Source organism: Saccharibacillus brassicae (assembly GCF_006542275.1).
Classification (GTDB): Bacteria; Bacillota; Bacilli; order Paenibacillales; family Paenibacillaceae; genus Saccharibacillus; species Saccharibacillus brassicae.
This window is the reverse complement of sequence record NZ_CP041217.1, coordinates 1,961,408-1,973,552: the sequence shown is the minus strand read 5'-3', so window position 1 is coordinate 1,973,552 and position 12,145 is coordinate 1,961,408. Positions and strand designations below refer to the sequence as shown.

Here is a 12,145-nt window from a genome sequence, read left to right as displayed (position 1 = left end):
TATCTAAAGTTTATAATTAAATTTAAAAAAGCAATAAAAACCTAAACAGAAAGATAAGATCGACCGATATATATAATAAGCTGGTAGAGAGCTGCAAAGCTCAACGCCAGAACCACCACATGGATGTGGAATTAACCAACTTCAGGGAGGAACTACCACAATGATTATCAACCACAATATTTCGGCCATGAACACGCACCGTCAGCTGAGCGCCAACTCCGCAAATACCGCAAAATCGATCGAGAAACTGTCTTCGGGTCTTCGGATCAACCGTGCAGGCGACGACGCTGCCGGCCTGGCAATCTCCGAGAAAATGCGCGGCCAGATCCGCGGTCTGGATATGGCTTCGAAGAATGCTCAAGACGGCATTTCGTTGATCCAAACGGCGGAAGGCGCCCTGAACGAAACGCACAGCATTCTGCAGCGCGTACGCGAACTGTCGGTTCAATCGTCCAATGATACGAACACGAACGACGACCGTGCAGAACTGCAAAAAGAAGTAGCGGAACTGACGAAAGAAGTACAACGGATCTCGACAGATACCGAGTTCAACACGAAGAAATTGTTGGACGGTGCTGGAGTCAGCGGAGCGGTCCTGCATATCGGTGCCAACGCGAGCCAAGCGATCACGTTGAGCATTGCTAACATGGGCGCGGCTTCGCTGGGTATCGATACGGTGAATATCGCTACGCAAACCGGAGCCAATGCCGCTATCACGGCACTGGACGCAGCGATCAAGAGCGTGTCGGCCGAGCGTTCGAAACTGGGTGCGAACCAGAACCGTCTGGAGCACACGATCAACAACCTGGGCACGACGTCGGAGAACCTGTCGGCTGCGGAATCCCGTATCCGCGACGTCGACATGGCGAAAGAAATGATGAGCCAAACGAAGAGCAACATTCTGGCTCAAGCTTCGCAAGCGATGCTCGCGCAAGCGAACCAACAGCCGCAGGGCGTACTGCAGCTGCTTCGTTAATACTTCAACGCCAAAGCGGCTCTCCTTCGGGAGAGCCGCTTTTTTTGGATACGGCTAATCAATAAGAAAATAAATTAAAATAAAAAATTAATAGATCTAAATAAAAGTAATAATTAACCGATATATATAATAAGCTAGTGAAGAGCAGCCAAGCTCAACACCGGCACAACCACATGGATGTGGGAATAACTAATTTCAGGGAGGAACTACCACAATGATTATCAACCACAACATTTCGGCCATGAACACGCACCGCCAGCTGAGCGCGAACACCGTGAACACCGCAAAATCGATCGAGAAACTGTCTTCGGGTCTTCGGATCAACCGTGCAGGCGACGACGCTGCCGGCCTGGCGATCTCCGAGAAAATGCGCGGCCAGATCCGCGGTCTGGACATGGCTTCGAAGAACGCTCAAGACGGCATCTCGCTGATCCAAACGGCGGAAGGCGCGATGAACGAAACGCACAGCATTCTGCAGCGCATCCGCGAATTGGCGGTCCAGTCTGCGAATGATACGAACACAAATGACGACCGTGCGGAACTGCAAAGAGAAGTAGCGCAGCTCAACAGTGAAGTAACGCGGATCTCGACAGATACTGAATTCAATACGAAGAAATTGTTGAACGGTGCTGGAGTCAGCGCAGCGGTCCTGCATATCGGTGCCAACGCGAGCCAAGCGATCACGCTGAGTATCGCCAACATCGGAGCATCTGCACTGGGTATCGATAGTATTGCTATCGGCACGCAAACCGGAGCCAACGCGGCTATCACGGCACTGGATGCGGCGATGAAGACTGTATCAGCCGAGCGTTCGCAATTGGGTGCGATCCAGAACCGTCTGGAGCACACAATCAACAACCTGGGCACGACGTCGGAGAACCTGTCGGCTGCGGAATCCCGTATCCGCGACGTCGACATGGCGAAAGAAATGATGAGCCAAACGAAGAGCAACATTCTGGCTCAAGCTTCGCAAGCGATGCTTGCGCAAGCGAACCAACAGCCGCAGGGCGTACTGCAGCTGCTTCGTTAATACTTCAACGCCAAAGCGGCTCTCCTTCGGGAGAGCCGCTTTTTTTGGATACGGCTAATCAATAAGAAAATAAATTAAAATAAAAAATTAATAGATCTAAATAAAAGTAATAATTAACCGATATATATAATAAGCTAGTGAAGAGCAGCCAAGCTCAACACCGGCACAACCACATGGATGTGGGAATAACTAATTTCAGGGAGGAACTACCACAATGATTATCAACCACAACATTTCGGCCATGAACACGCACCGCCAGCTGAGCGCGAACACCGTGAACACCGCAAAATCGATCGAGAAACTGTCTTCGGGTCTTCGGATCAACCGTGCAGGCGACGACGCTGCCGGCCTGGCGATCTCCGAGAAAATGCGCGGCCAGATCCGCGGTCTGGACATGGCTTCGAAGAACGCTCAAGACGGCATCTCGCTGATCCAAACGGCGGAAGGCGCGATGAACGAAACGCACAGCATTCTGCAGCGCATCCGCGAATTGGCGGTCCAGTCTGCGAATGATACGAACACAAATGACGACCGTGCGGAACTGCAAAGAGAAGTAGCGCAGCTCAACAGTGAAGTAACGCGGATCTCGACAGATACTGAATTCAATACGAAGAAATTGTTGAACGGTGCTGGAGTCAGCGCAGCGGTCCTGCATATCGGTGCCAACGCGAGCCAAGCGATCACGCTGAGTATCGCCAACATCGGAGCATCTGCACTGGGTATCGATAGTATTGCTATCGGCACGCAAACCGGAGCCAACGCGGCTATCACGGCACTGGATGCGGCGATGAAGACTGTATCAGCCGAGCGTTCGCAATTGGGTGCGATCCAGAACCGTCTGGAGCACACGATCAACAACCTGGGCACGACGTCGGAGAACCTGTCGGCTGCGGAATCCCGTATCCGCGACGTCGACATGGCGAAAGAAATGATGAACCAAACGAAGAGCAACATTCTGGCTCAAGCTTCGCAAGCGATGCTTGCGCAAGCGAACCAACAGCCGCAAAGCGTACTGCAACTTCTTCGTTAATCCAGAAAAAACAAAAAGACTGCCATATTGGTGGTCTTTTTGTTTTTTTATTACATATTTACTTTAAAGAGCTGATGAGTTTGATTTTGCAGCGCCTAATAATAAAAAGTAGTTAGACCGATAAAGAAATATAGGGTTTTTTACTCAGGAATGAGAGGGAAGAAATAATGAAAAAAACAATTGCTCTGTGCATGATCGTCAAAGACGAAGAAAAGCATTTGAAAAAGTGCTTGGATAGCGTAGCATCGGTGGTCGATCAGATTGTTATTGTAGACACAGGATCAACAGATCGAACTCTTGAAATTGCCGAGCAATATCAAGCAGAAATTCATCATTTTGAATGGATCAATGATTTTTCGGCGGCAAGAAATAAAGCGATCAAGTATGCCCATACAGATTACATTCTTGTTCTGGATGCGGATGAATATTTACCTGAAGATGCTGATCTGCAAAACGATATCTCTTCAGAAGACGATTATTATTTTGTGAAAATTCACAATTTGCTTTCTGGGGAACGTGCTCTCAACCATTTAGCTATCCGTTTATTTGCGAATCATAAAGGATTAAATTATAAAAATCGATTACATGAACATTTGGATGTTACAGGCGAAGGTGCTCACTTAATTGCCGGGCATGCAAATTCTGTGATCATGCATGTAGGTTATACAGATGATATGATGCAGGATCGCAATAAAGCTAATCGTAACCTTGCTCTAATTCTTAAAGGAGCGGAAGAAGATCCAAGCGCTTATAATTTATTCAACCTAGGAAGAACTTATTTTTGGGTAGGAGAATATCAAAAGGCAATGACTTTTTTGAAAAAGGCTTATTCTCTAAGTAAGGGACTTACAATCTTACCTGAGCTTGTAACAACGCTTTGCAAAGCATTGGGTGAGCTGAAGCGATATGAAGAAGCATTAGTTATTTTGATTGATGCGGTTAATGTATATCCTAATGAAACAGACCTTCTTCATTTGAAAGCTTTATTCTTCAAGGAAATCGGTTATAAAAAAGATGCGATCCGTACAATGGAAGCATGCATTGAACTTGGTGACCAAGGAATCACTGTATCTGAAGGGAACGGTGGATACATTGCACATTTGAGACTCGCAGAATGGTATGAAGAAGTTAATCAAATCGAAAAAAGTTATGCACATATTGAACAAGCTCTTCATATGAAAAATGATTTGACGGTTGGGATTTATAAATATGTTGAGATCTTATCTAAAGCGGGGGTTACGGGAGAAGATGCTTACTTAAGTATAAAAAACTTATACCCTCTCTCAGGGATTCAAAGTTTAAAAAACATTATAGAAGTTTTTTACAGTCTGAAAAGTCCTCTTCTCCTTCATTGTTTGAATGAGTATGCAGTTAACGTAGAGGAGCATATCACTGCATTAGCGCTACAGTATGCAAAGCGTTATACCGAAGCAAGAAAAATGTGGCTAGCCCTGAATTCGATTCCAGAAGTTAATGGAATCGACGTTATAGTATTGGCGATTTTGCAAGAAGATATCGAATTGCTGAATAAAGGATTTATGGCATTAAACCTCAGTAAATCCGAGAAAAAAGCTATTACCAGCCTTGTAACTAGAGAAAGTCATAAGGAATTCAAGGTTACATCAACTTTAGAAAAAGTTTTTGATTATATTCTTGTTCAACTGATTAAGCTTCAAGAATTTGAAGTATTTGAGCAAGTTTTGAATAATGTTTGGGATTCTTCAAAGGAATTGAATTTTATTATTTGTAAAAGATTAATGGAATACGGATTTTCCGATACAGCCTTAGATCTTTTAATGAATGAGTATCAAAAGCGCCCTAATGAATTCAACAGTGTTGAGCTGCTGGCAAGGATTTGTGAAAAACAAGAACAGCCTGAAAATGCTATATTCTTTTATGCACGCTTGGTCGAAAAACGTTCAAATTATAAAGATTATGAGAATTTGTACAACTTCTATGAGCTTTCAGGAGATAAGAATAACGCAAAAATGATTTCTGATTATATAAGGGAAGCTTATCCGTTGTGTGAATGGGTTAGAGAAAAAAATGCTTAACCTTATAAAATAGAAATTTATTTAATAAAGCGAGATGAAAATGATAGGAGTGACAATTGTGACAGCGAAAAGAGTTTTAATTGGTAGTCCAATCAAGCAAAAGCCAGTTATTCTTAAAGAATTTTTATTGTCTTTATCCGAGCTTGATCAAGAAGGTTTGGAACTGAGCTACCTTTTTGCTGATGACAACGAAGAAGTGTTATCGAGTAAGCTTCTTGAAAAATTTGCTCAAACTCATTCAAATGTTACTGTTTATAAAAGTGAGAGTAATGACAAATATGTTAAAGATGATTTCACTCACAATTGGAATGAAAAGTTAGTTTGGAAGGTAGCCAGGCTTAAAGATATCATGATACAAATTGCTAAAGAATTTAATTATGATTATTTATTTTTAGTGGACTCAGATATTGTATTAAATCCTGCTACTGTGAAACATTTAATTTCTTTGGAAAAAAGCATTATCTCTGAAGTGTTTTGGACTAGATGGAAACCGGAGATTCCAGAACTTCCTCAGGTATGGCTGACTGATCATTACGACTTGTTTTATAAACATAGAAATGAAATTTTATCTGAAGAAGAACTGAGTAGACGGGAACAAGAATTTATTGCCAAGATGCGAATTCCAGGGGTGTATGAGGTGGGAGGGTTAGGGGCCTGTACATTACTTAGTAAAGAAGCCTTGCAAAAAGGAGTCAATTTCAAAGAAATTAAAAATATTTCCTTTTGGGGAGAAGATCGTCATTTTTGCATAAGAGCAGCAGCGCTCGGCATACCTTTATTTGTAGATACTCACTTTCCGGCCTATCATATTTATCGAGATAGTGATCTTAAAGGGATAACCGGATATAAACAAAGTATCAAAGAGAAAAATAGCAGTGTAGAAGTAAGTAAAGCTGTAAATATTGCAAAACAAGGAATGGAAGCGTTAGGAACATTCCATTATGCTCTTGGGTATGCAACAGATTGGAAGCTGTTTTTCGACGAGAATGCAGGGAAAAGTATCGAAGAAAATATTCAGGAACAAAAAGAAATGACTATTAAAAATCATTTGAAAGTAAATGCTTACGTAGAAGAACTAAAGTATGCAGCCTACGACAACAGTACCAACACCCACACTGTAGAATTCGAATTGTACAATTATATTCTAAAGCAAGGGGAAAAAGCAGCAGAACATTATCGTTGTACTTGCAATATTACTGAGATGGATCAGACATTTAAAATTACTTCGTTTTCAGTAGAAGAACAACTGCCGTTGGGTATTCAACCTTCTCATCATAAAAGACCAGGAAAAATCACACTTTCTATGGTAGTAAAAAATGAAAGCGATAGATTTTTGAAAGAGGCTCTAGCACAACATGTGAAATACATTGATAGTGCTGTTATTATTGACGATGCCAGTGAGGATACAACGGCTTCCATTTGTAAAGAAATGCTTTCCAGCGTTAAGCATACCATTATAAAAAATAAAGAATCAAAGTTTAACAATGAAGTAGAATTGAGACGACAGCAATGGGAAGCGACGATCCAAGAAGACCCGGATTGGATATTGAATGTAGATGCCGATGAAGTTTTTGAAGAACTTTTCAATACAAATATCCATGTAATTGTTCAGAGGGCAGATGTTAAAACCGTTTCTTTCCGCTTATATGATATGTGGGATTCGACACATTATCGAGAAGACGAATATTGGTATGCTCACAATACTCTTCGTCCTTTTATGATAAGATATTGCCCGGATGCAGAGTATGAATGGCTAGAAGAAAAGCAGCATTGCGGACGTTTTCCTAAAAACATTTTAAATATTGGATTGAATGCAAAGTCCGATTTGAGACTCAAACATTTAGGCTGGAGTAGAAAAGAAGATAGAGAATTCAAATACAAACGGTATCAACTACTTGATGTTGAAAAAAATGATATTCGTTCTCAACAGTATGAATCTATTCTTGATGAAAATCCTAATCTGATTGCCTGGAAAGATTAACGAAGCAGATTTTGCAGTACTTTATTTAAATGAATAAAGGAGATGACACAAGTATGCATGGTACATACATTGGCGGAAATAAAATGTTGATATCTCCAGTATTTGGTGGAAAATTGATAGTGCCTTCGAACGATTTAAGTTTGTCACCTGACTTAATTATTAATGGGGTAATCGAAGGCCCCTTGACAAAGTTCTTGGCCAAGCAGGTGAAGCAAGGTGACATAGTAGTTGACGTTGGCGCAAATATCGGCTATTTTTCAGTTCTTTTAGGATATTTAGTAGGTAGTGGAGGTCGTGTTTTCAGCTTTGAAGCCAATAAATACTTATATGAATATTTGATTGATAACCTTTCTATAAATTATCTTAGAGATAGAGTTTCCTCATACAATATTGCAATTTATTCAGAAAGAAAAAAGCTTGATTTTTATGCCTCAAAGAAATTTATGGGGAATAGTTCGATTCATGAGCATAGCGATGAATACAAAGCTAACTATGAAGATGAATTCGAAAAATTAGAAGTTGATGCTATTACCTTACCAGAAGCTATTGGGAATATTGAAGAAATTAAATTTTTGAAAATCGATATTGAGGGCGGCGAGCTCCAAGCTTTTATAGGAATGGATGACTGGTTAAGAAGCGGCAGGATTAAAACAGTAATTTTTGAATTGAACCAAGGAATGCTGCAAGGGGATTGGGAAGACTTTACTTCCATGATTCTGAATTACGAGCAATCAGGAAAAACTTTTTATGGGTTATCAGACGAAGGAGATTTAATTGCAATTAAAGTGAATGATGTTATTGAACTAGGGGGATATCCGTTTGTGGTAATGAGTGAGCAGTAATAGCTGGATAGGAAGAAAAGAAGGCTGTCATAAAGATATGACAGCCTTCTATTAATGTAAGTCACTTCTTTGCTATTCATTTTTTTTGATTTTGTCCGATAAAAAAGATAAATAAAACAAGTGGAGGTTGTCAGATGAATCTGCAGTTTTCTGTATCGGCCAGTCCTGCGGGAGGGCTTACAAAAGCCGTTCAAACAAGCAGCGTTTCTTCCACTATAGACAACCAGATGATACAAGCAGCGAGAAACACAGGGGAATTGACGAAATTGGAACATCAAGGAGTTTCTATTTCGATCAGCGACGAACAACTGCTCAAAACGATCGATCGCGCCGTGAAAGCTATGCAAGGACCGGAAACGACGCTTGAGATTAACATTCATGAGAAAACGCATCAGTTGATGATTAAAGTGTTAAACAAGGAAAGCGGAGAGCTGATTCGCGAAATTCCGCCTGAGAAAACACTGGATCTTGTAGCCAAAATGATGGAAATTGCGGGAATCTTGGTCGACCAGAAAGTATAGGGGGAATCGAAATGCGTATCAATGGTTTTTCGGGCATGGATATCGACAGTATGGTCAAGTCCCTTATGACTGTTCAACGTGTGCCTTTGGATAAGATGAATCAGCAGAAGCAGACGCTTCAATGGACACGTGACAATTATAGAGAATTCAACAGCCAGCTTGTTAATTTCAAGAATAAATTGTCCGACTTTGGCAAACAATCGACGACCAATACTCAGGTATCTACCGTTTCGGGTAATACCACTGCCGTCAAAGCAGAAGCAAATGCAAGTGCCAGCGTAGAACCTATGGAAGTGATCGTGAATAAACTTGCTACCAAGTCGACGGCTTCAAGTACGGCTGAATTGACGGCAGGCACTGCAGCTACAACCCTCAAAACGACACTGTCGCAAATTACGGGTGCAGGGTCGTCGGACAATTATAAAATGAAGATCAATAACAAAGAGATCGATGTATCGTCCAGCGACACCATAGAAGCTGTAATTATTAAAATCAATTCATCTGGCGCAGGGGTTACGGCTAGTTTTGACCAAATAAGCGGCAAGTTCTCTGTTTTGGCCAAAGAATATGGAGCTGCCGCAAATGTTAACATAGAATCCGGAGCTGCAACCGCAACTAGCGGAGATCTCTCGGGGCTGCTTAAATTATCCGTAACAAATGCCGTAGATGGACAGGTGACGATCAAAAACGCAGCTTATCCAAGTGGCAGAACGTTCGACACTTCCGATAATACGCTTAACGTAAACGGAATAAAGTTGACCATGCTGCAAGCAACCGGAACAAGCGGCTCTTCAATCGTCAATACCCAGTCCGATCCTACCAAAGCGTTGGATTCGGTAAAAGCGTTTGTCAACTTGTATAATGAGCTGGTTGACAAAATTAATACCAAAACCACTGAAGCCCGCTATAAAAATTTCACGCCATTATCCGATGAACAGAAGAAGGAAATGAAAGAGTCCGAAATCAAGCAATGGGAAGATAAAGCAAAAAGCGGTTTGTTGAAAGGCGATAGCATTCTGACATCCGCTGCTTCGAATATGCGATCGACTGTAGTAAGTTATCTCGGAGATTTAAGTTCGGTAGGGATTACAACCGGGCTTTATCACGAAAATGGCAAATTGAAGATTGATGAAGAAAAACTCAAAAACGCTTTGAGCACAGATCCACAGAAAGTGCTTAACATTTTTCAAGGTTCAAGCGCGGATCCTTCCAAAAAGGGACTTTTTGCGGATTTGAGCAAACAGGTTAATGGTACTTTGGATCAAATGGTGTCCAAAGTAGGTACGTCCAAATTCGATACTGCTGTTACGGGAGTGTTCAAGCAGGAGAGCATGATAGGACGACAGATCAAAGACTACGACAAAAGAATCAGTTCCATGACTGTACGCATGAATGCTATGGAAACTCGTTATTATAAGCAATTCTCTGCCATGGAAGAAGCGATGAGCAAAATGCAGGCACAGTCCTCCAGTCTGACTAATTCCTTAGGTTGATCATTAATCCAGTAAAGGGTGGGACAATTGATTAATTCTCCTTATGAAAGATATCGCCAATCTTCCGTTCAAACTTCTAATCCGGCACAACTTGTAGTGATGTTGTATGATGGAGCAATCCGTTTTGTGAATACGGCAATGAACGGACTTAAAGAACGCAAGTACGAGACGGTCAATACTAATCTGGGTAAAGCGCAAACGATTATCAGCGAATTGATGTCGACTTTGAACTTTGCTTATCCGATTTCGAAAGAACTCTTTTCTCTTTACGAATATATTAATCACCTTTTGATTCAGTCCAATATCAAAAAGCAGGAAGAACCGGCTGTCGAAGCTTTGGGGTACTTATCCGAACTGAGAGAAACGTGGTTGGAAGCCAGTAAAGCTTACGCTGCGGCTGGTGGAATATCTGCCGGAGTTTCTCATGGATAATTGGATTGCTCAATTGGAGGAGCTTACTCACCGAGCGGTGAATCAAGTCGAATCTATGCCTTACGAGGAATTTGAGCAGTTTGTGGAAAAAAGGCAAATCATTATCGATCAGTTGGAAAGCATTTTGATGGTAACCGCCGCAAATCCTCAACAAAAACAACGGTTATCCCAAGTGTTACAGCATGATGCGATTCTTTTGAATCGAATGAATACGCTGAAAGAAGAAGCTCATTCGAAGATCCAACAACGCGGACAAGCCAAAGCGCAAAGAAGCGCCTATGAAAGCCATTATTCTCCGGAAGCCATACTTATGGATCGACGCAAATAACATTCAAATTCCCCTGTTTTCTCTGTTTCGATACAGAGAGAGCAGGGTATTTGTTTTTTAATCCCTTTACTTGATTTAAGCCCTAGATTTGTGATTGCAAAAGGAGTTTTTGACTAATTATTTCGAATGATTATGATGTAACATATTGTAATGTAATCATTTTATATTCCAATTGACAGTCGCGAAGACAGGGTGGTATATTCGAGTAGTGGATCACACATTTTTATCTGATAACGAAGGGAATGTTCGTGCATGCAAGGTAAAGTGAAATGGTTTAACGCAGAAAAAGGTTACGGTTTCATCGAGACGGAAGAAGGCGGCGACGTTTTCGTTCACTTCTCGGCGATTCAAATTGAAGGATTCAAGACGCTGGAAGAAGGACAAGCCGTTGAGTTCGACATCGTTGAAGGCGCTCGCGGACCGCAAGCTTCCAACGTTACTCCTCTGTAAGTCGCGACAGCCGTATACCTGACCTACATAGAGAATTGTGCGTCAACGATTTATGCTGGTTGGAGACACATGGCTCAGCAGGAAGGCCCCGCTTATGCGGGGTCTTTTTCTGTTGATCTTATGAAATTCAGAAAAATTGACGATATAGCATATGAGTTATACAAAAACTGATTATATGTACTGAGAACAAGGAGTGGAAGTAGAATCATGGAAAAGAATATCGTTTATTTGTATTCAGTAGTTTTTAACGTTCTAAAGTATGTATCCGTATTGAATTTGTTTAAATTGATAAGAGTGAACCAATTGGTTTTCAGAAAGGTCACAGAACCTTCGGTTCGAATTGAATTATGGGTTTTTTTTAATTTTGCTTTAGCTTTATTGTCTGTTTATCTGGTTTACTTTTTTAAAGACTATAAAGCGATTACAATTCTGCTTTTAGGATATGGAATTATTAGAGTTTTTGAGATCGTGATTACGCAAATCAACATTTTATTGTTTGACCAATATAGAGCTGAACGAAAAAAGTATGGGGAAATACAGGCAGCAGAAGTTTTGGGAGACTATGCGGAAGCTGAACGTCTGCGTAAAGAAACGGCTTATACGATTGCTGGATTTCGAAGAATGGCCATTCTGCTTATACATAATTTTTTTGAGATCATTTTCTGGTTTACGGTTTCTTACCAAGTCATTGATCAGTCTTTCAAAATAGATGGCGACTTCGGGAACCCATTGGGTCAGGCTTTGTACATCAGTTTTGTTACTATGACTACATTTGGATCTCCTAACTTTGGCATTAAGGATAATTGGAGCCTGACTGTTATCTCGATTCAGTCCGCTATCGGAGTTGTAATGACTTTATTGACTTTTGCTCGCTTTATTTCTCTTCTGCCTCAGACTAAATCTGCAAACATACTGGAAAAAAAACAATAAAACTTGCAAACTGAATTTAAAATAAAAATTTAGGACTTTATCTTTTGATAGAGTCTTTTTGGCTTTTTAAATTTTCAC

The 12,145-nt window shown here is 41.2% G+C and carries 12 protein-coding genes; all 12 read left to right on the top strand.

All coding sequences use genetic code 11. The features are described from left to right. Positions 1 to 160: 160 nt before the first annotated feature. Complete coding sequence (locus FFV09_RS08305) at positions 161 to 976, top strand: flagellin N-terminal helical domain-containing protein (RefSeq protein WP_141447399.1); 816 nt, start codon at positions 161 to 163, stop codon at positions 974 to 976. A 214-nt stretch (positions 977 to 1,190) separates the two neighbouring features. Then, the gene (locus tag FFV09_RS08300) at positions 1,191 to 2,006 is read left to right on the top strand and encodes a flagellin N-terminal helical domain-containing protein (protein ID WP_141447398.1); all 816 of its coding nucleotides are present in this window, start codon (positions 1,191 to 1,193) and stop codon (positions 2,004 to 2,006) included. A 214-nt stretch (positions 2,007 to 2,220) separates the two neighbouring features. Next, positions 2,221 to 3,036 (top strand): flagellin N-terminal helical domain-containing protein, encoded by an 816-nt coding sequence (locus tag FFV09_RS08295; RefSeq protein WP_141447397.1) that lies wholly within the window; start codon positions 2,221 to 2,223, stop codon positions 3,034 to 3,036. A gap of 167 nt (positions 3,037 to 3,203) precedes the next feature. Beyond that, positions 3,204 to 5,090: a glycosyltransferase family 2 protein gene (locus FFV09_RS08290; protein ID WP_141447396.1), complete on the top strand. Its 1,887-nt coding sequence runs from the start codon at positions 3,204 to 3,206 to the stop codon at positions 5,088 to 5,090. A gap of 58 nt (positions 5,091 to 5,148) precedes the next feature. Beyond that, on the top strand, positions 5,149 to 7,071 hold the full coding sequence (locus FFV09_RS08285; RefSeq protein ID WP_141447395.1) for a glycosyltransferase family 2 protein: 1,923 nt from the start codon (positions 5,149 to 5,151) through the stop codon (positions 7,069 to 7,071). Positions 7,072 to 7,124: 53 nt separating this feature from the next. Continuing rightward, positions 7,125 to 7,913, top strand: coding sequence for an FkbM family methyltransferase (locus FFV09_RS08280; RefSeq protein ID WP_141447394.1), 789 nt, complete (start codon positions 7,125 to 7,127; stop codon positions 7,911 to 7,913). 134 nt (positions 7,914 to 8,047) lie between these two features. Next, complete coding sequence (locus FFV09_RS08275) at positions 8,048 to 8,434, top strand: flagellar protein FlaG (RefSeq protein WP_141447393.1); 387 nt, start codon at positions 8,048 to 8,050, stop codon at positions 8,432 to 8,434. An 11-nt stretch (positions 8,435 to 8,445) separates the two neighbouring features. Then, positions 8,446 to 9,927, top strand: coding sequence for a flagellar filament capping protein FliD (gene fliD, locus FFV09_RS08270; RefSeq protein ID WP_141447392.1), 1,482 nt, complete (start codon positions 8,446 to 8,448; stop codon positions 9,925 to 9,927). 27 nt (positions 9,928 to 9,954) lie between these two features. Then, positions 9,955 to 10,359 carry a flagellar export chaperone FliS gene (fliS, locus tag FFV09_RS08265; RefSeq protein WP_141447391.1) on the top strand — a complete coding sequence of 135 codons (405 nt, stop codon included), beginning with the start codon at positions 9,955 to 9,957 and terminating at the stop codon, positions 10,357 to 10,359. Beyond that, positions 10,352 to 10,687, top strand: coding sequence for a flagellar protein FliT (gene fliT / locus FFV09_RS08260; RefSeq protein ID WP_141447390.1), 336 nt, complete (start codon positions 10,352 to 10,354; stop codon positions 10,685 to 10,687). Before fliS ends, fliT begins: the two co-directional genes overlap by 8 nt. 252 nt (positions 10,688 to 10,939) lie before the next feature. Then, positions 10,940 to 11,137: a cold-shock protein gene (locus FFV09_RS08255; RefSeq protein ID WP_141447389.1), complete on the top strand. Its 198-nt coding sequence runs from the start codon at positions 10,940 to 10,942 to the stop codon at positions 11,135 to 11,137. Between the two features lie 207 nt (positions 11,138 to 11,344). Next, a complete protein-coding gene (locus FFV09_RS08250) occupies positions 11,345 to 12,067 on the top strand; it encodes a hypothetical protein (protein WP_141447388.1) in 723 nt (240 codons plus the stop codon). Positions 12,068 to 12,145 lie beyond the last annotated feature (78 nt).